This window comes from Pseudomonas mosselii (assembly GCF_003205295.1).
GTDB lineage: Bacteria > Pseudomonadota > Gammaproteobacteria > Pseudomonadales > Pseudomonadaceae > Aquipseudomonas > Aquipseudomonas mosselii_B.
On record NZ_QJRP01000019.1, the window covers coordinates 63,117 to 85,614 of the forward strand.

22 protein-coding genes are annotated in these 22,498 nt (G+C 63.8%); 4 read left to right on the forward strand and 18 right to left on the reverse strand.

Features of this window, described 5'->3' with window-relative positions; all coding sequences use genetic code 11:
- Positions 1-21: 21 nt before the first annotated feature.
- The 4 genes from DMX06_RS17985 to DMX06_RS18000 all read right to left on the reverse strand — a co-directional run bounded on the left by DMX06_RS17985 (position 22) and on the right by DMX06_RS18000 (position 4,586).
- Positions 22-1,074 carry a chitinase gene (locus DMX06_RS17985; protein WP_110738687.1) on the reverse strand — a complete coding sequence of 351 codons (1,053 nt, stop codon included), beginning with the start codon at positions 1,072-1,074 and terminating at the stop codon, positions 22-24.
- Positions 1,075-1,111: 37 nt separating this feature from the next.
- A complete protein-coding gene (locus tag DMX06_RS17990; RefSeq protein WP_110738688.1) occupies positions 1,112-1,747 on the reverse strand; it encodes a lytic polysaccharide monooxygenase auxiliary activity family 9 protein in 636 nt (211 codons plus the stop codon).
- A gap of 357 nt (positions 1,748-2,104) precedes the next feature.
- Positions 2,105-3,796: a phospholipase D-like domain-containing protein gene (locus DMX06_RS17995; RefSeq protein WP_110738689.1), complete on the reverse strand. Its 1,692-nt coding sequence runs from the start codon at positions 3,794-3,796 to the stop codon at positions 2,105-2,107.
- Between the two features lie 22 nt (positions 3,797-3,818).
- Positions 3,819-4,586, reverse strand: coding sequence for a ribonuclease T2 family protein (locus DMX06_RS18000; RefSeq protein WP_110738690.1), 768 nt, complete (start codon positions 4,584-4,586; stop codon positions 3,819-3,821).
- Positions 4,587-4,740: 154 nt separating this feature from the next.
- Between DMX06_RS18000 and DMX06_RS18005 the strand changes: the two genes are divergently transcribed.
- Both DMX06_RS18005 and DMX06_RS18010 read left to right on the forward strand, forming a co-directional pair.
- Entirely contained in the window at positions 4,741-4,920 is a 180-nt protein-coding gene (locus tag DMX06_RS18005) for a DUF2986 domain-containing protein (protein WP_110738691.1), read from the forward strand.
- Positions 4,921-4,961: 41 nt separating this feature from the next.
- Positions 4,962-5,426 (forward strand): VOC family protein, encoded by a 465-nt coding sequence (locus DMX06_RS18010; RefSeq protein ID WP_110738692.1) that lies wholly within the window; start codon positions 4,962-4,964, stop codon positions 5,424-5,426.
- 1 nt (position 5,427) lies between these two features.
- Here the strand turns inward: DMX06_RS18010 and DMX06_RS18015 are convergent, their stop codons facing one another.
- Entirely contained in the window at positions 5,428-6,249 is an 822-nt protein-coding gene (locus tag DMX06_RS18015) for a MipA/OmpV family protein (protein WP_110738715.1), read from the reverse strand.
- 133 nt (positions 6,250-6,382) lie between these two features.
- Between DMX06_RS18015 and DMX06_RS18020 the strand changes: the two genes are divergently transcribed.
- Positions 6,383-7,114: a peroxiredoxin gene (locus DMX06_RS18020; protein ID WP_258378880.1), complete on the forward strand. Its 732-nt coding sequence runs from the start codon at positions 6,383-6,385 to the stop codon at positions 7,112-7,114.
- Between the two features lie 22 nt (positions 7,115-7,136).
- Here the strand turns inward: DMX06_RS18020 and DMX06_RS18025 are convergent, their stop codons facing one another.
- From DMX06_RS18025 to DMX06_RS18050, 6 genes are all read right to left on the reverse strand, one after another.
- Complete coding sequence (locus DMX06_RS18025; RefSeq protein ID WP_181427860.1) at positions 7,137-8,621, reverse strand: aldehyde dehydrogenase family protein; 1,485 nt, start codon at positions 8,619-8,621, stop codon at positions 7,137-7,139.
- Positions 8,622-8,717: 96 nt separating this feature from the next.
- A complete protein-coding gene (locus tag DMX06_RS18030) occupies positions 8,718-10,049 on the reverse strand; it encodes an aminotransferase class III-fold pyridoxal phosphate-dependent enzyme (RefSeq protein WP_110738695.1) in 1,332 nt (443 codons plus the stop codon).
- Positions 10,046-11,062: an iron-containing redox enzyme family protein gene (locus DMX06_RS18035; protein ID WP_110738696.1), complete on the reverse strand. Its 1,017-nt coding sequence runs from the start codon at positions 11,060-11,062 to the stop codon at positions 10,046-10,048. The genes DMX06_RS18030 and DMX06_RS18035 overlap by 4 nt, the downstream gene beginning before the upstream one ends.
- Positions 11,059-12,060: a hypothetical protein gene (locus DMX06_RS18040; RefSeq protein ID WP_110738697.1), complete on the reverse strand. Its 1,002-nt coding sequence runs from the start codon at positions 12,058-12,060 to the stop codon at positions 11,059-11,061. Before DMX06_RS18040 ends, DMX06_RS18035 begins: the two co-directional genes overlap by 4 nt.
- Before the next feature lie 82 nt (positions 12,061-12,142).
- Positions 12,143-12,328, reverse strand: coding sequence for a hypothetical protein (locus tag DMX06_RS18045; RefSeq protein ID WP_110738698.1), 186 nt, complete (start codon positions 12,326-12,328; stop codon positions 12,143-12,145).
- 223 nt (positions 12,329-12,551) lie between these two features.
- Entirely contained in the window at positions 12,552-13,454 is a 903-nt protein-coding gene (locus DMX06_RS18050; RefSeq protein ID WP_110738699.1) for a LysR family transcriptional regulator, read from the reverse strand.
- Positions 13,455-13,643: 189 nt separating this feature from the next.
- Between DMX06_RS18050 and DMX06_RS18055 the strand changes: the two genes are divergently transcribed.
- The gene (locus tag DMX06_RS18055) at positions 13,644-14,636 is read left to right on the forward strand and encodes an NAD(P)H-quinone oxidoreductase (RefSeq protein WP_181427861.1); all 993 of its coding nucleotides are present in this window, start codon (positions 13,644-13,646) and stop codon (positions 14,634-14,636) included.
- Position 14,637: 1 nt separating this feature from the next.
- Here the strand turns inward: DMX06_RS18055 and DMX06_RS18060 are convergent, their stop codons facing one another.
- The 7 genes from DMX06_RS18060 to DMX06_RS18090 all read right to left on the reverse strand — a co-directional run bounded on the left by DMX06_RS18060 (position 14,638) and on the right by DMX06_RS18090 (position 22,485).
- A complete protein-coding gene (locus DMX06_RS18060) occupies positions 14,638-15,339 on the reverse strand; it encodes a PA1136 family autoinducer-binding transcriptional regulator (RefSeq protein ID WP_110738716.1) in 702 nt (233 codons plus the stop codon).
- 5 nt (positions 15,340-15,344) lie between these two features.
- Positions 15,345-16,199 (reverse strand): glyoxalase III HchA, encoded by an 855-nt coding sequence (gene hchA / locus DMX06_RS18065; RefSeq protein WP_110738701.1) that lies wholly within the window; start codon positions 16,197-16,199, stop codon positions 15,345-15,347.
- Between the two features lie 173 nt (positions 16,200-16,372).
- The gene (locus DMX06_RS18070; RefSeq protein ID WP_110738702.1) at positions 16,373-16,936 is read right to left on the reverse strand and encodes a nucleotidyltransferase family protein; all 564 of its coding nucleotides are present in this window, start codon (positions 16,934-16,936) and stop codon (positions 16,373-16,375) included.
- Positions 16,933-17,904 carry an XdhC family protein gene (locus DMX06_RS18075; RefSeq protein ID WP_110738703.1) on the reverse strand — a complete coding sequence of 324 codons (972 nt, stop codon included), beginning with the start codon at positions 17,902-17,904 and terminating at the stop codon, positions 16,933-16,935. Before DMX06_RS18075 ends, DMX06_RS18070 begins: the two co-directional genes overlap by 4 nt.
- 3 nt (positions 17,905-17,907) lie before the next feature.
- Positions 17,908-19,119: a cytochrome c gene (locus DMX06_RS18080; RefSeq protein ID WP_110738704.1), complete on the reverse strand. Its 1,212-nt coding sequence runs from the start codon at positions 19,117-19,119 to the stop codon at positions 17,908-17,910.
- Between the two features lie 2 nt (positions 19,120-19,121).
- Entirely contained in the window at positions 19,122-19,661 is a 540-nt protein-coding gene (locus tag DMX06_RS18085) for a (2Fe-2S)-binding protein (protein ID WP_110738705.1), read from the reverse strand.
- A complete protein-coding gene (locus tag DMX06_RS18090; RefSeq protein WP_110738706.1) occupies positions 19,654-22,485 on the reverse strand; it encodes a xanthine dehydrogenase family protein molybdopterin-binding subunit in 2,832 nt (943 codons plus the stop codon). The genes DMX06_RS18085 and DMX06_RS18090 overlap by 8 nt, the downstream gene beginning before the upstream one ends.
- Positions 22,486-22,498: the final 13 nt, after the last annotated feature.

Consider the following 22,498-nt stretch of genomic DNA (forward strand, 5'->3'; position numbering starts at 1 on the left):
GTCTGCCCGATGCGGGTTCGATCAGGCGCCGGTCGGTGCCTTGCGGCTGCGTTGAGCGGACGCCTTGGTGCCATTGATCAGCGGCCCGTAGCGTCGGCTGAACTCCTGGTTGTAGGGCACGTGGTCCTTGTTGACCCCGTTGTCCCAGTTGACCGACCAGGTCATCAGGCCCTTGATCGACACGCCCTTGGCATACAGGCGCTTGAACGCGTTGGTCACCGCCGTCGGGTTGATCACGTAGCCGGTGGCGGCGGCGTCGACGTTGGCCGGCAGGCCGATGACGAACTTGTCGGCCGGGATCCGGGTGAAGCCGCGGGTGCCGCTGACCAGGCTTTCGGTCAGGTAGAAGAGGAAGTCCTCTTTGAGCGCATCGTTGTTCTGGGCAATCCAGGCGCCCCTGCCGTTGTTGGCCTCCTGCACCCACAGCCCGTCGCCACCCTGGTTGTAGAACTGCGGGGCGATGAAGTCGTAGTACCCCTCCAGTGCCTTGAGGTAGTCGACGTAGCGCCCGGCGCTGGTCAGGTAGGGGAACTCCGGTGCCATGCTGATGATGAAATGCTTGCCCTCGGCGGCGTAGTGATCCTTCACCAGCTTCAGCGCGGCGGGCAGGACGGTCTTGTTGGCGGCGAAGTCGATCGCGCTCTGTTCAAGATCGATGTCCAGCCCGTCGAAACCGTAGGTCTCCACCAGGCGGATGATTTCATTGGCCAGCGGCTGTTCGTGGCCCGGGTTCAGCGCGATATGCGCATCGGCACCGCCCAGCGACATCAGCACCGCCCGGCCCTGGCTGTTGAGCACGCCGACCTGGCGGCGGAACTCGGCATCGGACAGGTTGTACGGCTTGAAGGTCGGGATGCCGCTGCCCTTCATGAATGCCACGGCCACCACGTTGTAGTCGCGCGGCACCTCCTCCAGGCTCATGTTGGCGAACTGCCCGCGCTGGTAGCCATCCGCCGGGCCTGCCGGCCAGTTGTGCCAGTAGCCCATGAGGATCTTCTTGCCCTCGAGGCTGGGCATGCGCGAGGCGGCGTCGTCCCGCGCTGCCTTCAGTTGGGTAAAGTCAATCTTTGACATGTTCTAATCCTTCAGAACGTGTGGAAGATCCGCGGACTTACTTGAAGTCGACGTCGAAGGCCTGGTAGAAGGCGTTGCCGGTGTTGGCGACGATCCACATCAGGACGATCACATGACGGCCCTTCTTGTTGGCCGGCAGCTTCACTTCGTGGTCGACCTTGGCCTTCAGCTCGCCGGCATGGCTGTAGTACGGCACCTGCGGGTAGAAGTCCTCGGCGAACGGTTTGTCCTCCAGCTGCGCACGGGTGATGCGCTGTTTCGGGTCCCAGCCGTCCTTGGTGATCAACCAGCGGTAGCCGCGGGTGGTGTGCGCCGCGGTGTAGCGCCAGGTCACCTTGAACAGCTGACCGGGGTCGACGTTCACCTGCGGCCAGGTGAAGGCGCGGTTGAGCTTCTTGCTCATCTCCTCGTCGGTGAAGTTGACGCAGTCGCGAGCGTCGGTCTTGCCACCGCTGAGGATGTAGCCGTCGGCGGGCGGGGCGACGCTCGGGTTGTCCGACTGGAACGGTGCGGGGAACGGGCCGGCCGCCAGGGCCGGGAAGTTCTTGCCGCCTTCCATTTCGTCTACCTGCCAGCCGCTCAGCACGCCGAGGTCGATGGCAACGGCGCCGCGGGAGGCCGGGGAAGTGACGCGGCCATGGCGAAGTGGGTTCTGGTTTTGTGGTTGGTTCATGTTCATAGCTCCATTTGATTTGAGAACTCTCCCTTTCCGAAGGAGAGGCCTTCAAACTAACGGAGCTGGATTTATTGTCCACGGGGCGATTTTGCGCACTGAAGCCGGTCGTGGGGAGAAACCTCAACGAATACTGGATATTTATACAGTTCAACTATAGTTCTCTTACCCCCCCTGGAGCAAATCACCTACATGCCAAGACGGCGCATGCCCCTGTAGGAGCGGCCTTGTGTCGCGAAAGGGCCGCATAGCGGCCCCAGCGATCTTTGCATCAACACTGAGATCCTGGGGCCGCTATGCGGCCCTTTCGCGACACAAGGCCGCTCCTACAGGGATTGCGCATGGCCTGTGGGACTGTCAGCCGACCAGATAGCGCCGCCGCTTCGACCGGTAGTTCGCCGGATCCAGGTGCGCGGGCAGCCATTGCCCGGCCTGCGGCTTGAGGTAGTTGCCGGTGCTCGCGGGTCGGGCCTGGTACTTCGCCGAGAGGTAGCGCGCATAGTGGTGATCGAACAGGCGCATGAACTCGCCGAAGTAGATGTCCGCCACCCGGGTATCGCCGTGGATCACCAGCATGTTCTCGTCGTTCTTCTCCTGGGAGGCGGCGCTGAAGTTCGCCGACCCGGTCACCACGGTGGGCTGCTCGCCCAGGGGGTCGACCAGCAGGTACTTGGTATGGACGAAGTCGTTGCTGTTGAGCGGGTTGTCACGCTCCTTGAGCGCGTTGGTCAGCGGGTTGTCCTCGCCCAGGTAGCTGCCGGCGGCGAAGATCACGTCACCGTCGGTGCCGATGTCCTCGGTCTTCCTGAGCGGGTCGTCCTTGATCACGTAGCGCAGTACATCGTTCTGCGCCTGGAGTACCTTCTGGAATTCCGGGGCAATCTCGAACGCGGCTGTGAAGCACACCAGTTGCCGGGCATTGCCGGCCAGGTCCGCGTACCACTGCAAGGTCTTCTGCGCCTGGGGCGTTTCCTTGCGCTCACGAGGGCTGAACAGCGGAAAGGTGCCCGACCGCAACGGCAAGGCAGGCAATGGGCTGGCCTGGGCGTTGGGCCCAAGCAGCCTGGCCGGGGTCATGTTCTGTTGCAGCCTTGTCCAGTAGTCCAGGTACTGCCGGGCGATGCTGGGGTCGTGGACGACATGGCCGACGTTCGAGTGGCCGAAGATCCCGCCAGCTGAAATATTGGTCGACCCGGTCCAGACGCTGACCGGCTGGCCATCCTTGAGCAGCACGATGAACTTGTTGTGGCGAATGCCTTCGCTGACCGTGCGCGGATGAACCCAGGCCTGCAGGTTGGCCTGCTCGATGATGGCCAGGTTTTTTGCCTTGTACTTGCTGTGCGCATCGAAGACGACCTGCACGTCGCCTTCGCGCGCGGCCTCGCGCAAGGCCTGGGCGACCGGCAGGTACTGGAACTCGTAGAACGCCGCGCGCAGGCCCATGCCCTTCGCGCCGCCACGTCCGATGAAATCGAGCAGGGCCTCGTACAGGCCCCGCGAAAGCCATTTCATTGGTTTGGAGGTCGGTGCGCCTGGGTCGGGAGCAACGTTGTCGAACTCCCTGGCATAAGCCTGGGAGCCGATCACGCCGCGGTTGAAGTGGATATCGTGTCCCAAGCCCTCGCCGGCCGGCGCCAGCGTGGGTTCACAGCGCACGCGCACCGCGACGCCCCGGGCTTCGTCGATGCGCAGGTTCTTGGGTTCGCCGAACACCGGCTGCACCCTGTACTCGTATTCCCCATCGGCGACGGCGGTGTAGTCGGCCCACAGGAAACTCTGGATCGGATGCTCGCTGGTCGGCACCAGCGTGCCCGGTGGCAGCCCCTTGTCCTTGTCGGCGAAGCGCTTGAGGCCGCGCAGGTAGTACTGGGTCCGCACCTTGCCGGCCGCGTCGAAGTACCGACGGTGCACGGCAAAGCCCAGCAGGTTCTGTTCGCCGACCAGTGCCTCGAGGCTCGGCGGCGTCACGAAGTCCCAGGCCAGGAACACGACATGGGTGCCGGCGATGGCCCGTACCCGCAGATAGTCGCCAGTGGCGGATGCTCGCATGGGTGCACTCCTTGCAGGCCGATTACTGGAACGGCGTCCTGACCTTGATCGATTGATTGTCAGGGGTCCCGCCGCTCGGGCACGGTATCGGGGCGAGCTGCTTGTCCAGGCACACCCAGAGCTCCTTCAGACGGTTGCCCGAGCCCACCGAGACCCGCAGGCTCTGCGCCGGCAGCGCGGGGTTGCGGGCCAGGAAGGCCTGCTTGATATCGCTGACCTTGGCGTCCAGCAGTTGATTGGGGCCAGGGTTGCGGCCGAGCATGGCCTGGGTATCGGGACGGCGCAGCGTGTCGTACACCCGCTGGATGTCGGCGAAGTAACGGTCGGCGGACGACCAGCCACAGGTGCCGTGGGCCTGCCACTCGTTCTGCATCAGGTCCGGCCCCGGCATCATGCACAGGTGCTGCCTGACCAGTGGCGCCGGCAGCGAGCCGACGCTCTGGCAGTTGCGAGGATGGTCCTGGTTGGACTTGGCATAGCGGTTCTGCGGCCACAGGCCATGCACCACCCATTCGAAGCGGTTTCCGGAGAAGCACTGGAAGGCATGCTTGTCCCGTTGCGCCTTGGGCTTGTTGCGCTGGGTCTCGCAGTGCTCCGGCGACCAGGACAGGACCAGCGCCAGGTAGTCCGTGGGCAGGTCCTTGTTGACGTAGTCCACTGGGCGCACCGGCGCGGGCTCGACGACGTCGGGCAACGCGCAGATCTCCTCGGCGAAGGTTGGCGAGGTGGCTGCCAGCCAGCCCCAGAGCAGTGTCTTGATCCAGGCACAATGCCGTGGCGAACCTTGCATGATGACCTCCTTGTCGGGTTCGACAGGCTCCGTGCCTGTCGCTCGTTCAAACCCGTCAGGTGATGGTGTAGCGCGAATATGACGATTCGTCAGTGGCGCTTTGTTGTATCGTTCTCTCCTGTCGTACCTCCAGGCACCAATGAAGCGATAAAACATGAACCGTCGTAAAAAGATCAACCAGCTGTTGAAGGCCCACGCCAAGAAGGCCAGCGCCAAACTGGCGCCGAAAAACCGCAACACCTACATTTCCAAGGCCGACCGGCTGAAACTGGAGGCCGAGGCCAGCCTGGGCGCCGAGCAGGCCACCGCAGACAGCGCCTCCCCCCAGCCCTGAGCCTGACAATGACAACACCTGCCGATATAGCGAGCGATGCGATGGACCTGAAATTCAGCCACGTGGATGTGCTGGTCGCCGATCTGCAGGCCGCCTGTACCTACTACGCCCAGGTGCTGGGCGCCGAGATCTCGCGCACGCTCGTCTGGGAGCGTGGCGGCCTGCACGTACACTACGCCATTGCCCGGATCGGCCAGGAGCGCTTCATGCTGGTCCAGCCGCTGACGGGCAACCTCAAGGACCTGCTCGATACTCACGGCGAAGGGATGATCTACCGCCATTGCTACTCCACGCCAGACATCGAACAAGCCTACGACCAACTGACGGCCAACGGCATCCAGCCCGAGGACGAGAACGGCAAGCCACTGGCGCGCGAGCACCTGCAGTCGCCTGCCGGTGCCCGCATCATCTGGCTGCCGAAACGTTTCGGGCATTTCTCGATCGAGATCATCGAGGCGCAGGCGCTCGAAGCTTTCATCGAGGAGGCGTTCCTCCCGCAGGCCTGAGTCAGAACGTGTACTGCACCCCGACGGTCGAGGTGACCGGCGTATCCTGGCGGATGATCGGGCTGCGGCGGACCTGGTCGGTGTAGTGCATCACATTGACGCTGGCGATGGTCGACCAGTGCGGGTCGAACCGGTGCATCCACGACAGCTCGCCCGAGTAGGCATAGATGCCCTTGTCCGCCTTGAATCGATCGAAATCGGTGTTGTCGCTTTGCTGCCCGGTGACGCCGAAGTAGGTCTGGTTGTACCTGGCCTGCCCCGCGTGCGCATTGAGGCCCAGGCTGACAATGTCGGCGTCGCTCTGGTGCAGCGTGCTAAGCAGGCCGAACTGATAGCGGTTGCCGCGCTTGTAGCCACCGGTACGCAGCTCGGCATCGGCGGTGATCGCCAGCCAGGGCAGGACCTGCTGGGCCAGGTTGATGTCGACCACCGTCGCACCGCCTACCTCCCCCATGCCTTTCAAATAGTCAGAGCCATTGCGGTACTTGCTGTCACCGTCGGCACGGCCGAAGTCGTAGCCAACCGAGAGGCTGGCGCTGAAGCCGTTGTCGAACTGATGCTGGACACCCACGCCCTGGAGGCTGTCGGCGAAGAAGATGCCGCGCTGGATAGTCACCGACGGCAACAGGTGGCCCTGACTGCCCTTCGCGCCCATGTAGCGCGGCGCGGCATGCAGGGCGAAGCCGGCGGTAACCTGGGTCTCGTCGCCCCAGATGATGTCCGGCGCGGTCTTTTCCTGGGCATTTGCCTGGCTGCAGGCAAGCGCCGCGTTGAGGGCAAGCGAAGTGCCCAGTATCTTCCTGATGGACGTTGATTCGAACATGATCATGACTCGCTGGATAAGGTTTTCGACACCATGGAAAACGCACCGGGATTGCCCGGCGCATTTCAACTGGCGCGCACTCTAGCGAGGGTCTGTCAACGTTCCTTCCAGCGATTATCAAGGTCGTGTGAAGATGGGTGAACTTTTCAGGGCTTATACGAAAAATCCTCCAGCGGCGAGCACGCAAGGCGAAAACCGATTTGGCGACAGGCTGCACGGAACGGACAGGAAAAAAATGTGCCGGCAGCCATACTTGAGTGAAACAGCACGGAGGCTTGAAATGATGATTATCAACGAACTCAATGTCCTGCCTGACGACTTGCCTGCCCCCGAGGACGATGGCGGCGCCGACCACTTGTTGGGGCGCACGTTACCGCAGCTGGTTTTACCTGCGACCGATGGTAGCCTGGTGGACTTGTCCACATTGCCTGCCCGCAGTGTGATCTTCATTTATCCACGCACAGGACAACCCGGCAAACCACCGCTTGCGGACAATTGGAACGAAATCGCCGGGGCGCGCGGCTGTACTCCGCAAACGCTGGGCTATCAAGCGATGGCGCAATCGTTCTTTGCCTTGGGCTACCGAATCTACGGCCTGTCTACGCAGAACAGCGCCTACCAGCAGGAGCTTGTCGCGCGTCTGCAACTGACATTCCCAATGCTCAGCGACGAGCACCTGACTCTCACCCGCAGTCTGTCCCTCCCGACAATGGAGGTAGCCGGACAGACACTACTCAAACGCATGAGTTGGCTGGTGCATGACGGCAAAATCGTCAAGCTGTGCTATCCGGTGTTCCCACCCGATCAGAACGCTGCACGCATGCTTGAATTGGCCCGATCAATCCACGATCAGCAAAAGACATGAACGCTCTGCAACGTCATTACACCTACGCTTTGCCACCCAGCCCCAGGCGTGGCAGAGCGTAACCCTCCAATGGCACACTGATCGTTTTCACTTCGCTGTACTGATCCAGGCTCCAGCGTCCGCCCACCCGTCCCAGGCCACTGGCCTCACGTCCTCCAAAGGGTACGCGGATGTCGCGAATTACAGGGCTGTTTACCGCCACGACACCGCAACGCAACTGGCCCGCCAAGCGCAATCCGTCACTGGCATCAGCGCACCAGACGGTCGCAGCCAACCCATATTCACTGGTGTTGGCCAACGCTACGGCTTGCGCTGTCGAGCCGAACGAAGTGATGCCGACCACGGGGCCGAAGACCTCCTGATGAAACAATCGCATCGTCGGCGTGATGCCATCGATAACGGCAGGACGAAGGTAAGGGCCATCAAGATCAGCAATGCGCTGGCCACCACACAGCAATCTGCCCCCTTCTTCCTGAGCGGTGAGCAGATGGCGCTCGATAGACTCCAGGTGAGCCGCGTCGATCATCGGACCAAGTTCGCTGAGCGGGTCGCAAGGATCGCCTACCCGCAAATCACGTACACGCGCTATGAATCGTTCGAGGAAGGCGTCCTGGATGTCTTCCTGCAACAATATCCGGGAGCCTGCGGTGCACACCTCACCATTGCTGGTAAAGGCAGACAACAGGGCACCGTCGACGGCTGCCTCGATGTCCGCATCGGCGCAAACGATCGTAGGGGACTTGCCTCCCAGTTCGTATAACGTTCGCCTGAATGCACTGGCGGGTTGGGCGGCGATATGCCGGGCAGTCTCGCTGCCGCCAACGAAACACAGGCCGTCGAGTTGGCGATTGCGCACCAGTGCCGTACCGGTTGGCTCTGCAGCGCCGTGGATGACATTGACCACCCCGGGAGGGAAATCCAGGGCCGCCAGCAACTCGGCCATGAGCGACAGGGTCAATGGCGCGCGCTCCGAGCTTTTCAGCACCACGGTATTGCCGACAGCCAGCGCCGCAGCCAGGTTGATGGTGGCGACGGCCAGCGGCGCGCTCCAGGGTGGCAATATCGCGACAACGCCCAGCGGCTCACGTTGCACAATTTGCCAGTAGGCATTGTCCATGGCATGACACTCTCCGCCTTGCTGTTGGCATAGCGCGGCAAAGTAACGGCAGTGTGCGATGGCACGCGGCAGGTGCCCTTGTGAAGTCATGCTAAGCAGCATGCCGGTATCGGCTGTTTCAGCCCGGGCCAGTGCATCCAGATTGGCTTCAAGTTGATCCGCAAGTTCCAGCAGCAATTGCGCCCTGTCGCTTGCGGGCAGACGGCTCCAGCGACCATCGTCAAAGGCTGCGCGTGCCGCGGCGACTGCCTCGTCGACATGATGGGCGTCTGCAACCGGCAGCCACCCCAGCACGGCTCCGCCTGCCGGGTTGCGGGTGGCCTGCAACGCGCGTGACTGTGGCCGGGACAAGGTACCGTTGACAAGCTCCGCAAGTACACGCTCACTCATGGTCAGCCTCCTGGGTAATCTGATAGCGGACAGCGATGACAGCGCCAGGCACATGACTGCACGCCCGATGCCAGAGCATGCCGTGGTGCCGTGGTATCAGTGAGGCAGCTCAAATACTGGAATGTGGCGCAACTGTTCGAATGCACGGCAAAAACCACTGGCGGCTTCCTCCAGGTGCGAGGCGTCGTGCAACGCTGACAACCAACCATGGCTGGAATGACAGTCCACTCCCTCGAGCATGAGTGCAACGCGCAGCAACTTGTGCTCAGGCGCATGGCGCGCAGCAAGGCGTACGGCATCCACCCCTGGGGCCACGACCACGCCCTCGGCGCGTGCACCTATCACCAGGTGAAGAATGGAGCTTTGCGCATATGCCGCCACATCGACTCCCACAGACTCCGCCGCAGCATTGATGGCCTGCACCAGGATGCCGGCAGCGTTGTTTGCCAGCGTTATCGGCTCGCCCTCCCCGATGAGGTCCAGCGTTGCCAGTGCTGCCGCTGCCGTTACAGGACAGCCGTTGAACGTGCCGCTATGGGTAATACCGCGCTCGGCGAACACCGACATCAACTCGGCGGATCCCCCGACAAGCGCACCCGGCATGCCGCCAGCAGAAATCTTCGCCAGCAACGTCAGGTCGGGGTAGATCCTGCTCATTGCCTGGACGCCACCAAGGTGGTAGCGAAACCCGCTGATGACCTCGTCGAAGATCAGCAATGTGCCATAGCGATCGCACAACTGACGAAGCCCGGCCAGATACTCCACAGACCAGCTCAACGTGCCGGAGCTGCCACCTCCAGGCTCCAGAATCAAAGCCGCGACATCGCATTGCGCCAGTTCGTCCTCGACAGCAGGGAGGTTCATCGAAGGTACGATGCCAATGTGTTCCGCCACGCCTGGATTGAACCCCGAACCAGAACCTGGCAGCAGATGTGCCAGGCAGTCGTCGAACCAGCCGTGAAAGTGGCCGTCGATGCGTACAATCCGACCCCGTCCGGTGCAGACCCTGGCAATTCGCAGCGCCAGTTGAGCCGCCTCCGAGCCGGAAGCGGTGAAACGCACTTGCTCGCAAGACGGGAAATACTCGCGTATGCGCTCGGCCCAGGCAAAGTGCAACCAATGTACACCCCCGAGGTGCTGCCCCTCGGCCATCTGCCTGGCGACAGCGGACACTACGTCGGGGTGCGCATTGCCAAACAGCAAGGCGCCGTGTCCCATCCACAGGTCAAGGTAACGATGACCCGTGGTGTCCCATTTATAAACGCCCTGCCCCCGTTCGAATGTCACGGGAAAAGGTTCCATGTTCCAACTGTCATGGCCACTGCCACCCGCCAGCGGGTTATCTCCGCGGGACCACAGGCCGCGATCACGCAAGGTATCCCCATAACGCCTCATCAAGGCCTGCACCGCCGTGTTGGATGGGCTCATATCAGGCCCTCCAGTTGCAAGGCGCGGCGCGGTGAGAAACGCTCAGTGGCGGCGTAGCAGGTATCGATGCCTTCGAAGAACAGCATGAACGACTCAGCCAGATTGCGGATCACCGTGCTCACCCTGCGGACCTGCGCGGGGGCGAGCAATGGGCCGTCCAGGCACAATCGCGTGAACACGGTTTGCTCATGCCCCAGCTCCACATCCAGGCTGGCGTGTCGATGAAAAGCATCAAACATGCCGCTGGCATAGGGATAACAAGCCTTGAGTTGCCCGTAGAACGCCTCGAGCACGGCGCTGGAGGATTGCGTCAGCCCCGGTTGCATGACGGCAAAACTGGCGGTGTACGTCAATTCACCCTCATAGGCGTACTCAATTAACTGGTTGATCAGCGCGCGGGTATGGGGCAAAGGCGGGGCAGCCAATACCGACTCATGTGGAATACCACAGCGCGCCAACCCCTCCAGGAAAATCTTGCCATGGTTCATTTCTTCGATGTAATGCCTGGCGATCGGCGCTCGTAACTGGCGAAGTTCCCGCGTATGCGCCAACCCCAGCGGCATGTAGTCATTGGCCGCGTCGACAAAATGATAGAACTCGACGCCCCAACCCAATACTTGCGATGGTGAACACTGGCCAGAGAGCAACTTGTCCCAAAAGGGCTGAGCAAATATCGGCTTGGCCCAGAAGCGCGCCTCTGCCAGTAACGCCTCATTCACTTCATTGTGGGTGGTCGCCCGAGTGGATCGTGCGACATCCAGGAGCAGGTCCGACTCCAGCAGGGTCATTAGCGCCGGATCAAACATGTCAGTCTGGGCAATACCTTGCTGCAACAATAACTCTGCAGGGCAACCGGTTTTCTGCAGCGTCGCCAACAGTACTGAAACCTGTCGAGGAAACTGGGTTTCAATTAAAACCTCTTCTTCACTGGCGTTGATCAGTACACCGGCCGCTGAGGCCTGGATCCGGCAGGATGGCGACAGCAGGTAGCGTCGTTCGGCAAGCGCGCTCATTCAAACCCCCTGTAATTCCGCAGCCCACCCAAAGGGAAAGCCGAAGCAGTCTGGTAAAACCTGAATATGTCTTCCGACCACATTTCCAATGTCTCGACCAGTGCGTAACCTTCGCGCAGGGCGGCAAGCGCACGTGCCCGGGAAATGGCGCCGATCCGAGTCGCCACTTTTTCCACGAAATCGCCATGGCCGTAGTCTTCATCCAACGAAACATGGTCGAGCATTGGCTTTACCGCCTGCCCCTGCTCACGGTCATAGAACGCAGCGACACGGTCGAAGAACTGCCGCGCGGCATCGCGATCGCGGCCGGTCGATTCAAGAAATCCGGAGCATGCCGCATAACGCAGACAATCACGTCGGGCCGCCGCGCGCATCAGGTTCTGAATGGCGCGGGTTGAAGGCAGGGGCTGGAGTTGTGCGCGAAGTTCATGGCCTACTCCCAGTGCGTCCAGGGAGCGCTCAAAGAAGCCGTAATGATCCCACTCTTCGGAGAAATGCTGGGCAAAAATCGAGCGAATGGCTCGATCTTCCGTGTGGGCGACTGCCATCGGAAGCCTGTCCATGACATTTTCGATGAAGAACCAGGACTCGATGACCCAACCAATGAACACCGGACGAGGCAGGCTGCCGTCGGCCAACCCTGTCCATAAAGGATGAGCAAAAAGACGCGATTTCCAGTGGGCATACAAACGACGACACAGGTTGGAGAACGCCGAAGGACTGAGTTCTCCGTCCGGTGACTCGCTCATCTGGTTCAACACCCCCATCTGCGTCATTTGTTGCACAATGGCGTCCAGTGCATCGACCGCCATCCCGCTTCTTTTCCCCGCCTTTTCGACGTCGGTGAATCCGTTGAACGAAGTGAGTGCCTGTAACAGGCGATCCGCAGGAACACCAGACAAGCGACAAACAACATCATCAACTTCAATCTCAAGTTCCTGTTCGACAATAGTTAGCTGAGCATCGGCGCGAAGTAGTGGCAGTGCGGCAGAAGGCATATGACCTCCGACAGATTTTTATTAAACCAAACCTGAAACAGCAGCGGGCAAACCCTATACCCGCCACTGTCCATGCCCCTGACTATTTGACAATCACGCCGACCACAGGCACTTTGCTTGCCGCACGTTTCTTGCTCACCCGCACCATTATTTCGCTGCCCAATGCTGCAGGTTCCGCTTCGACAACACGAACATGGTCGGCGGCGCCTTTAGGCACATGAATGATCACTTCCTTTTCGCTCAATGGACGCAGCTCATTGTCTTTCATGATGGCTCCTTCCTATGTTAGGACCAGACGTTCATAGCCGGGCGGCACAGCCTGGCCCTCAGGCAGTGTAGAACACCTCCTCGTAGTCTCCGTTGTCTTATTTCGGCATACTTTAAAACCTGCTTATGAAGAAATTGCTTTCCGTCATGATATTCAACGCCCTACTTACATACATAAAACCTAACAATTAGATACAACGACTTAAACCCAATTGAAGAGCAACTCACACCCCCTCCATCGAAAACTGAGCCTGGGGCAAATCCTCAACCGCAAACGCCCGCACCAGGTGCTCGATCACCGCCCGCACCCTGGCCGTGTGGCGCAAGTCCTGGTGAGTGACCATCCACACCTCGTAGGGCTGGCTGCGCGTACGCTGCGGCCAGACCCGCCGCAGGCCGTCGCGCTGCCCGAGCTCCACGGGAATCTCGCCCAGACCCAAGCCTTCGCCGATGCCCCGGCGCAGCATCATGCTGGCATTGGCCGCCATCACCACCCGGCCCTCGCCCATGGGCACGTCCACCAGGGTCGGTGCGCCGCGGTCGCGCCAGTACGGCTCGTACACCACCAGGTCGTGGCCGGCGAAGCTGCCTTCCTCCGGTACGCCCCGACGCGCCAGGTAGTCCGCCGAGGCGAACAGGCCCATCTGCCAGCTGGCCAGCTTGCGCAGCACCAGGTCGGGGTTGTCCGGGCGCTGGTTGCGGATGGCAATGTCGGTTTCGCGTTGCGACAGGTTGACGATCTCCGAGCTGCCGCTGAGCACGATGCGCACCTCGGGGTGTTCCTCGTGCAAGCGGCGCAATGCCGGGATGACGAACTCCAGGGCCAGGGAATCGGTGGTGGCAATGCGCACCTCGCCGGCCTGTTCGTTGTCGCTGCCCCGGGTGCGGCGGGCCAGCTCCAGGGCGGCCTGCTCCATCTTCTGCGCCATTTCCGCGGCCACTTCGCCGGTGGCGGTGAGCTGGTAGCCGGCGGGCGTACGCAGGAACAGGGTCGCGCCAAGGTCCGCCTCCAGCGCCGCCACCCGCCGGCCCACGGTGGCCTGGTCGACACGCAATACCCGGGCGGCGCGGCGCAGGGTCAGTTCGCGGCTCAAGGCCAACAGTATGCGGGCGTCATCCCAGTTCATTGGTTCACTCCATTACTCATTGGCACACAGGCCTCGCGACAGGAATTTCACCTGAAGAAAATCTGCAAAGGTGCGTCGCAAAATCGCTGCGCGACCTCGCAGCGCGGGTTTCATACCCTGTGACACACCGGGCCGTAGCGGCCTTTCTTCAGAATGACAGAGGTTTTCATGCGTCACATCCCCACTCACATGACCGCCATCGACATCACCCAGCCTGGGGGGCCCGAGGTCCTGCAGGCCGCCACTCACGCCACACCCCGCCCGGGCCCGAGGGAGGTGCTGATCCAGGTCCATGCCGCCGGTGTCAACGGCCCCGACCTGCTGCAACGCAAGGGCCTGTACGACCCACCCGCCGGCGCACCGGACATTCCAGGCCTGGAGATCGCCGGCGAGGTCGTGGCCCTCGGCGAGCAGGTCCGCCACTTTGCAGTGGGTGACGCGGTGATCGCCCTGGTCCAGGGTGGCGGCTATGGCGAATACGCCGTAGCCGATGAACGCACCACCGCGCACCTGCCGGAGAACCTGTCGATGGTCGAGGGCGCTGCCTTGCCAGAAACGTTCATGACCGTCTGGGTCAACCTGTTCCAGCGTGGCGGCTTCAAGGCCGGTGAAAGCGTGCTGATCCACGGCGGCGCCTCCGGCATCGGCACCACCGCCACGCAGCTGGCCCGTGCCTTGGGCGCGGCGAAGATCCTCACCACGGTCAATGGCGCCGGGCAACAGGCCGCCAGCCTGGAACTGGGCGCCGACGTGGCCATCGACTACACCCGCGAGGACTTCGTCGAACAGGTCATGCTGCACACCGAGGGCAAGGGCGTGGACGTGATCGTCGATATCATTGCCGGCGACTATGTGGCACGCAACTTCAAGGCCGCGGCCATGGATGGGCGCATCGTGCAGATCGGTGTGGTCAAGGGCCCGGCCACCGAGGTCGACCTGTTCCCACTGCTGACCAAGCGCCTGACCCATATCGGCTCGACATTGCGTGCACGCAGCGCTGACGACAAGGCGGCGATCCTCGAGGATCTGCAGGCCAAGGCCTGGCCCCATGTGCGCAGCGGCGCGGTCAAGCCGCTGATCCACGCCACCTTCCCGCTGGCGGCGGCCAGCCAGGCCCATGCCCTGATGGAGTCCGGCCGGCATATCGGCAAGGTGGTATTGAACGTTGCGCACAAAGGCTGAGTCAGTCGAGCGCGCCGCTGCCCAGGGCGATCCTGATCGCCTGGGCGGTGGTGCTCACCCCCAGGCGCCGGCGGGCGGCGCGCAGGTGGTTTTCCACGGTGCGCACCGACAGGCCCAGGGTGGCGGCGATATCGGCCTGGCGTTGTCCGGCGGCGGTCCAGGCCAGCACCTGGCGCTCACGCGCCGACAGCTGACCCTCGCCGGGCGGTGCCTCCAGCAACCGCCGGGCGCCGAGGAACGCGGCGTTGGCCAACAGGCTCAGGGCCAGGCGCGCCGGCGCCGAAGCGTCGATTCGCACACCGCCCAGGCTCATCGCCCCTTCCAGGCCCGCCGGGCCGAACACCGGCACCTGCAGGCCATGGATACCCGGCCCGCCGGGCAACCGAACCACCCGATAGCGTTCGCCGTCGTCGCTCGGTTGCTTGCTCCAGAAGAACGGCTCACGCGCCGCCAGCAGGTGCCGCGTCACCGGGCAATGGCGCACGTAGGTCCGGGCATCGACCGCTTGGCCATTGCCGAACCAGTCCCCTTCCACCCAGTGGATGCGCTCGACCACTTCGTCCCGTGCGGCGCTGGCGCTGAACAGCACGAAACGGTCATAACCCAGCGGCCGGGCGACGTTGCGCACGACCGTCTGGATCGTCGCCAGGGTGTTGGCCTGCTCGATCTGCCGGATCGCCTGCACCACCTCGTCGAACGGCATGCCGTTCACCCGGCATTGACCGCCTTGAGCAATGCCGCGGCGGCCAGCTTGCCCAAGGCGTTGCCGGCCAGCGGGCTGTCGCCGGTGAGCAACCTGCGGTCTTGGTGGACGGCGCCGGAGATGCCGTCGTTGACGATCTCGACGCCCTGGGCCTGCAGGCGTTCGCCGAACTTCCAGGTCAGGTGGCCGGGCATGTAGCCGATGTCCGGGGTCTTGGCATCCAGCTCATCGGGGAAGGCGCAGATCTTGTAGCCGTCGTAGAGCCTGCCGCCGGCCAGCAGCGCCGCCGGACCGTGGCACAGGGTGATAACGAACTTGTCGTGATCCGCTGCCCATCTCAGCACTCGGGCGACCTCCGCGCTTTCCGGCAGGCCGATCAACGCGCCGTGGCCGCCGGGAATGAATACGCCAATGTATTCGGAGTCGTCACCCAGGGCGCTGTCGATCACCTCGGCGAGCTTGCGCGGCTGCTTGAAGGCGGGCTTGTAGCGCTCGAACAGGCCGAGCACCTGCTGGTCCTCGCGAGGCATGGCCCAGTATTCGAACTTGACCGGGTTGCCCGACAGGGTCGCGACGTCGAAGGCGAAGCCGGCCTTGTCCAGGTGGTACATGGGCAGCAGGGTTTCCACGGGATGGTTGCCGGTGGAGAACAGCGTGCCGTTGTCGGTGAGCAGGTAGCGCTCGTCGGCGCCGATCAACAGGATCTTCCAGCGTCCGCCCTTGTAGGCGTCGGGGTAATCGGCGCCGCTGAGGTCGGACTTGGGCGAGGTGAACTGGCTAAGAGAATACGGCGAAGGGAAGAAGGCGTTGTCCTCTGCCGGGTCGGGGGTCGGGCGCTTGTCGTCGTTGCTGCTGGTCATGGCTGTGCTCCTGTGCCTGGGGGGGTGACCGGATCCATGCTAGGAGGCCACCGGATGAGCGGCAATGAGGGTTTTCCCTCAATTGCTGCCTGTGGCATCGGTACATCAGACCGCGCGGTCCCTGCAGGAGCGGCCTTGTGTCGCGAAAGGGCTGCGAATGAACTCAGGGCAGTCTAGCCGAGCGCGGTGGGCGTATCGACGTCGCGTAATACCCCTGCGTCTTCTACTTCGACCACCAGCAACTGTTGCCGATGCCGTTGCAGCACCGATCGCGCGCCCTCATCGCCGGCCATCAGTGCGAGCTCAGGCCAGTAGTTGCGCCCGAACAGCACCGGATGCCCATTCTGCCCCTGATGACGCGGCACCACGATGAGCGCAGGGCCAGCGGTTTCGATCAACCGCCGGAAGGTCGCGGGCAGGATCCATGGCATGTCCCCCAACAGGATGGCGACCGCCTGTGCTTCGCTGTCGCCCAGCGAGGCGGCGCCCGCCGCCAGGCTATGACCCATGCCCAGCCCGGCATCGAGGCTATGGATGACCCGGCAGCCCGCCGGCAACCCCAGGTCCTCGCCCCGCTCCCCCTCACGCAGCACCACGCGCACCTCGTCGAACGCCGCCAGGGCGCGCTCGACGCTATGCTGCAACAGGCTGCGGCCATCGCCCAGCATGGCCCGACGCTTGTCCGCGCCGAAGCGCGAACCCTGGCCGGCCGCCAATACCAACGCGACGACGCTCACAAGGCCTCGCGGGCGATGCCGCTACGGGTGCGCAAGATATCGGCGAGCACCGCCAGGGCAATCTCCGCCGGGGTCTTGCTGCCCAGGTTAAGGCCAATGGGGGCATGGATGCGCGCCATCTCGGCATCGCCGAGCCCGCCGATGCGGCGCAGGCGTTCACGGCGCTTTTCCGAGGTGGCCCGCGAGCCCATCACGCCAATGTAGAACGCTTCGGTGTGTACCGCTTCGAGCATGGCCAGGTCGTCGATCTTCGGGTCGTGGGTGAGCGCCACCACCGCCGTGTCGCGATGGCAACCACCGTTGGCGATGAACAGCGAGGGCAGTTCCCGACGGATTTCTATCCCGTCGAGTACCACGTTGTCCATCACCTCGTCGCGAGGGTCGCACAGCACCACCTCGAAGCCCAGGCCCTTGCCGAATTCGGCGCAGAAGTGCGCGACACTGGAGTAGCCGGCCAGCAACAGGCGCTGGGCGGCGCCGACGCGCAGGCGCACGCATTCGCCGCCCTGCTCCACCCGGGGTCCCTGGCTGTGGTCATCCTGCACGCGGCGCTCGCCCGTATGCAGATCGACCTCGCGCACAAGCCGACGGCGGCCCAGCAAGGCCGCCTCCAGCTCACCCAGGTGCGCCTGGGTCGCGCAGTCGCCCGGCAGGTTCTCCACCAGCACGTCGAGGATGCCACCGCAGGGCAGGCGGATGTTGCCGCGGGTGTCGCTGCCGTCGCCATAGCGCACCACGGCGACGGCCCCGGCGAACTCGCCGGCGGCGACGCGTTCGAGGAAGTCCTCCTCGACGCAGCCGCCGGACAGCGAACCGACCCAGTGCCCCTGCTCATTGACCGCCAGCAGCGAACCCGGCGCGCGCGGTGCCGAGCCATAGGTGCAGAGCACCGTGCACAGCCACACGCGCAAGCCATCACGCGACCACTGCGCCGCCTGGCGCACCACCTGCAGGTCGAGATGCTGCACGGGTCAGTCCGCCTTCAGCTGGGCCAGCTGCTGGGTGGACATGTCGCCCGGCAGACCGCCCCAGGCTTCGCGCAGGTAGTTGACCATGTCGGTCAGCTGCCGATCGTCGAGCTTGTCGGCGAAACCCGGCATCGGCTGCATGCGCTCGAAGCCAGTGAACTGCTGCTCGCGGATGCCGTCGACGATGGCCTTGACCAGGTTGCGCGAGTCGGCCTGGCGCAGCACGGTGTTACCGGCCATGGCCACGGCGATGTGCGGCTTGCCTTCACCGTCGACACCGTGGCACCCGGCGCAGACGTTGAGGTACTGCTGGCGGCCGCGCTTGGCGCTCTCGCCCATGGTTTCGTGGGCGACCGCCTGCACCACCTTGGCCGCCGGCGGCTGGTCGCCGAGCAGGTAGGTGGCCATGGCCGCCAGGTCGCTGTCCTGCAGATGCTGGGTGCTGTGGTGCACCACCGGATACATCTCGTTGAACATGCTGCCTTGGGCGCTGATGCCGTGCTTGAGGAAGGTCGCCAGGTCCGCCTGGTTCCAGCCGCGGGCGGCCAGGTCCTGAGCCAGCAGACTCGGCGCCAGGTAACCCAGCAGCAAGCCGCCGGTCAGGCGCTTGTCCTGCTGCAGCGCGCCAATCGGATTGCGCGGGGTGTGGCATTCGCCGCAGTGGCCGAGCACCTCGACCATGTACTGGCCGCGCTTCCACGCCTCGCTGTTGCCCTTGCCCTCCTCCAGCTGCACGCTCTTGCCATACAGCAGGTTCCAGCCGATCAGGCCGGTGCGTACGTTGAACGGGAAACTCAGGCTGGTTTCCGGGGCTGGACGGTTGATCGGCGCCACGCTCATCAGGTAGGCATGGATGGCGTCGGAGTCCTCGCGCTTGACCAGATGGTAGGAGGTGTACGGCATGGCCGGGTACAGGTTGGCGCCGTCCTTGCGCTTGCCCTCGGTGAGGGCGGCGAAGAACTCGTCGCTGCTGTAGTTGCCGATACCGTACTGCTTGTCCGGGGTGATGTTGGTGCCGTAGATGGTGCCGAACGGCGAATGGATCGGCAGGCCGCCGGCATAGGGCGCACCGCCTTCGGCGGTGTGGCAGGCCATGCAGTCGGCGGCGCGGGCCAGGTATTCGCCGCGCTTGATCAAGGCCTCGTCCGCCGCCTGGGCGTTGAAGGTGACCAGTGCGCCGATGGCCAGGGCCAGGCTGCTCAGAACGCGCGTCATGCTCAACCCTCCTTGACCAGGCCGAGGTCACCCAGCACTTCGCGGGTCGCCTCGTAGTAACGCACGTAGCCGGTGCAGCGGCACACATGGTGGCCGAGGCTGGCCTCGATGGCGCCCTCCAGCTCACTCTGCTTCAGCGGCTTGCGCTGGGCCTTTTCCACCAGCACCGTGGCGGCGTTGACGAAGCCCGGCGCGCAGTAGCTGCACTGGAAGGCGAAGCGGTCGACGAACTTCTGCTGGATCGGGTTCAGCTCGCCGGGGTTGCCGGCTTCATCGAGCTTGGCGTGGCCTTCGATGGTGCGGACCTTCTTGCCCTCGAAGTAATGCGCGCCGGTGATGCAGGTGCGCACTTCCTCGCTGGTGCCGTCGGGGTTGTCGACGATCACCACGCAGGCATGGCAGATGCCCTGGCCGCAGCCAAGACGCGAGCCGGTGAGGTTCTGGTATTCGTGCAGGAAGTCGATCATCGCCAGGTCATCGGGGACCACTTCGGTGACGACAGGTTGACCGTTGAGGGTCAGTTGCAGCTTGCGGTCAGCCATTTAGGGCCTCCTTGACTCGGGCGGGGGTGATGGGCAGGTCGCGCACGCGCTTGCCGATGGCATGGGCCACGGCGTTGCCGATGGCGCCGACCACCGGGATCATCACCACTTCGGCGATGCCCTTGGACGGGTCGGTTGGCGACAGCGGCGGCAGGATCTCCGAAGTCTGCTTCCACACCGCCACATGTTTGGCCATCGGCAGGCGGTAACGGTTGAAGTTCCAGTCGCCCTCGCCCGGGCCACCCTCGTACAGCGGCATTTCTTCCAGCAGCGCATGGCCGATGCCCATGGCGATACCGCCCTCGAGCTGGCCCTTGACCAGCTCCGGCACCAGCACCCGGCCGCACTCGACCCAGCTGTGGTGGTTGAGCACCGTCACCTCGCCGCTGCCCTTGTTGACCTTGACCTCGACGATGGTCGCCACCGGGCTGTAGTAGGTGACCATGGCGTTGTTCAGCTGGGTGGCCGGGTACTCGGCGTTCTGCCGGTCAAGCAGGTGGAAGCCGGCGCTGTTCATCTGCGCCTTCTTCGCGTTCACCGCGCCGTCGCCGTACTTCACCGCCAGCGCATCGAGCGGCAGGCGCTCGCGCACGCCATCGATGACGTAGTCGGCCTCGGCCCAGCTCCAGCGGTTGAAGCCGTGCACGCTGACACCGGTGACCAGGCCCATCTCATGGGCTTTCTTCGCCAGCGTGGCGAACGGGATCGGCGCCAGGCCGTTGCCGGTCAGCTCACCGTTGACCCACACCGCGTTCTCGCGGCGCACCACCAACGGGTTGGCCTGGCCGCCATATGGGCCCTGGCTCCACAGGGCCATGGCCGCCGGCCACAGGCCGTGGTTGAACAGCACGCGCGCCGCTTCGCGGGTGGCGTGGCTGAAGTAGAACGCCGAGTTGGTCGCCGACGACGGCGAGGCGAGCTTGCCGACCCAGCGCGGGTTGCGCAGCGCGGCGTCCTGTTCGGCCTGGCTGATCAGGTACGGGTTGCCACTGGTGCTCAGTTGCAACTCCGGCCATTCGGTCTGGGCTGTCATGACCTCGTCGGCGACACGGCCGAGGAAGTCGCTGACCACCAGGGCCTGGGAGGTGGACATGCCAGTGCCCAGCTCGGTGCCGATATGGCGCAGGCTGATGCGACCGTCAGCGGTGAACTCGACCGCCGCCATCGGCGCCTCGGAGCCGGTGCCGAAGTCCTTCTGGGTGATGGCGAAGCCCACGCCGTACCAGTTGTCGTGGTCCTTGGCGTCCTCGGCCTGCTTGCGCGCGTTGCGGTTCTTCCACCAGTCGTGCTCGGCGGCCTTGTCGAGGATCTCGTGCAGGCGCAGGGCTCCGGCGGGTACCGCGCCCTGGGTGTTCTTCATGCCCGACTTGAGCGCGTTCTTGCGGCGCAGCTCGATGGCGTCCACGCCCAGGCGGTCGGCGATTTCGTCGACCATCATCTCGGTGGCGGCCATGCTCTGCAGGGTGCCGTAGCCGCGCATGGAGCCTGCCTCGACGCCACGGGAATGATAGGCGGTCACCGACAGGTCGTTCTGCGGCATATAGTAGATCGACTGCGCCGCAGTGGCGCCCACGGCGGCCACCGACGGGCTGTAGTTGATGCGCCCGCCGCCGTCGACGCTCATGTCGGCGCGGAAGATCTTGAAGCTCATGTCCTTCTTGTCGACGGCCAGCTGGTAGCGGATGTCGAACGGGTGGCGCTTGATGCCGCTCTGGAACTGCTCATAGCGGTCGTTGGCCAGGCGAATCGGCACGCCCGCGCCATACAGCGCGGCGACGGCGGCGTAGAACACAAAGATGTTGTTGTCCTTGGAGCCGTAGCCGACGGTGTAGCCCGGGTGCATGTTCAGGTGCTTCAGGCCGAAGCGCGACGGCTTGATCATGTGCACGCATTCCTGCGCCACTTCGAACGGGCACTGGGTGGCCACGACGAAATGCAGGGTGCCGGTGGCCGGGTCGAACCAGCCGTTGCCGTTGTCCGGCTCGAGGGCCGCGGGCTCGATCGACGGGGTCTTGTAGCGCTCGTCGAACAGCAGCCAGTCTTGCGGCGGCTGCTTGAGCTGCTCGTCGATGCGCTGGGCGTAGAACATCCCCTGCTCGGTGAGGTTGCCGTGCTGCTTGGGCTCGGCGGTCCATACCGGCTTGCGCGCGAGGATGCTGGGGAACAGCATGGTGTTCTTCAGGCTCGAGTATTCGTCCTCGTCGAACGGCGTCTTGCCGCCCACGCGCACGAAACGGAAGCTACCGTAGGGGTCGCGCTGGTACAGCGGCGCCTGGGCGCCGTAGCGGATAGCCTGGTCGTTGAACTGCAGCTTGAGCTTGGCCTTGCGGAAACGCTCGAAGTCGTTCCAGATCAGGATCGCCACCGGGTGGCCGATGAACATCGGCACCTGGCCTGGGGGCAGCAGCGGGTCCGGTGAATGGGCTTCGGGCCAGGCGATGCCGTCCTTCTTCAGGTCGTCGGCGGTGACGATGCGGTCCGGTTGCAGCTCGGCACCCAGCAGCGACAGGTCGTAGCCTGCGTAGAGGCGGTCGGCCTTGGTGGCCTTGAGCAGCATGGCGTGGCCCTGCTGCTGCGGCCAGCCGGGCATGTCCTTGGCGCGGATGTCGCGGGCGAACACCTTGTTGCCACAGACCTTGGACAGCGCGTCGTTTCGGAAACGCGCCTTGCCGTCGTGGTTCATCCACTTCTGCGGCGAAGTGGTGACCTTGCTTTCCATCAGGGCGGCGAAGGCCTGGCTGCCGAGCGGCGCCAGGGTCACGCCGACACCGGCGATCAGCCCGCCTTGCAGGAACGAGCGCCGGGAAATATCACGGTTGGACATGGTTGATCCTCTG

Coding starts and splice junctions, on each gene's coding strand:
- DMX06_RS17985 (WP_110738687.1), bottom strand. CDS start 1,074: ATGTCAAAGATTGACTTTACCCAACTGAAGGCAGCGCGGGACGACGCC.
- DMX06_RS17990 (WP_110738688.1), bottom strand. CDS start 1,747: ATGAACCAACCACAAAACCAGAACCCACTTCGCCATGGCCGCGTCACT.
- DMX06_RS17995 (WP_110738689.1), bottom strand. CDS start 3,796: ATGCGAGCATCCGCCACTGGCGACTATCTGCGGGTACGGGCCATCGCC.
- DMX06_RS18000 (WP_110738690.1), bottom strand. CDS start 4,586: ATGCAAGGTTCGCCACGGCATTGTGCCTGGATCAAGACACTGCTCTGG.
- DMX06_RS18005 (WP_110738691.1), top strand. CDS start 4,741: ATGAACCGTCGTAAAAAGATCAACCAGCTGTTGAAGGCCCACGCCAAG.
- DMX06_RS18010 (WP_110738692.1), top strand. CDS start 4,962: ATGGACCTGAAATTCAGCCACGTGGATGTGCTGGTCGCCGATCTGCAG.
- DMX06_RS18015 (WP_110738715.1), bottom strand. CDS start 6,249: ATGTTCGAATCAACGTCCATCAGGAAGATACTGGGCACTTCGCTTGCC.
- DMX06_RS18020 (WP_258378880.1), top strand. CDS start 6,383: ATGGGTGAACTTTTCAGGGCTTATACGAAAAATCCTCCAGCGGCGAGC.
- DMX06_RS18025 (WP_181427860.1), bottom strand. CDS start 8,621: ATGAGTGAGCGTGTACTTGCGGAGCTTGTCAACGGTACCTTGTCCCGG.
- DMX06_RS18030 (WP_110738695.1), bottom strand. CDS start 10,049: ATGAGCCCATCCAACACGGCGGTGCAGGCCTTGATGAGGCGTTATGGG.
- DMX06_RS18035 (WP_110738696.1), bottom strand. CDS start 11,062: ATGAGCGCGCTTGCCGAACGACGCTACCTGCTGTCGCCATCCTGCCGG.
- DMX06_RS18040 (WP_110738697.1), bottom strand. CDS start 12,060: ATGCCTTCTGCCGCACTGCCACTACTTCGCGCCGATGCTCAGCTAACT.
- DMX06_RS18045 (WP_110738698.1), bottom strand. CDS start 12,328: ATGAAAGACAATGAGCTGCGTCCATTGAGCGAAAAGGAAGTGATCATT.
- DMX06_RS18050 (WP_110738699.1), bottom strand. CDS start 13,454: ATGAACTGGGATGACGCCCGCATACTGTTGGCCTTGAGCCGCGAACTG.
- DMX06_RS18055 (WP_181427861.1), top strand. CDS start 13,644: ATGACCGCCATCGACATCACCCAGCCTGGGGGGCCCGAGGTCCTGCAG.
- DMX06_RS18060 (WP_110738716.1), bottom strand. CDS start 15,339: ATGCCGTTCGACGAGGTGGTGCAGGCGATCCGGCAGATCGAGCAGGCC.
- hchA (WP_110738701.1), bottom strand. CDS start 16,199: ATGACCAGCAGCAACGACGACAAGCGCCCGACCCCCGACCCGGCAGAG.
- DMX06_RS18080 (WP_110738704.1), bottom strand. CDS start 19,119: ATGACGCGCGTTCTGAGCAGCCTGGCCCTGGCCATCGGCGCACTGGTC.
- DMX06_RS18085 (WP_110738705.1), bottom strand. CDS start 19,661: ATGGCTGACCGCAAGCTGCAACTGACCCTCAACGGTCAACCTGTCGTC.
- DMX06_RS18090 (WP_110738706.1), bottom strand. CDS start 22,485: ATGTCCAACCGTGATATTTCCCGGCGCTCGTTCCTGCAAGGCGGGCTG.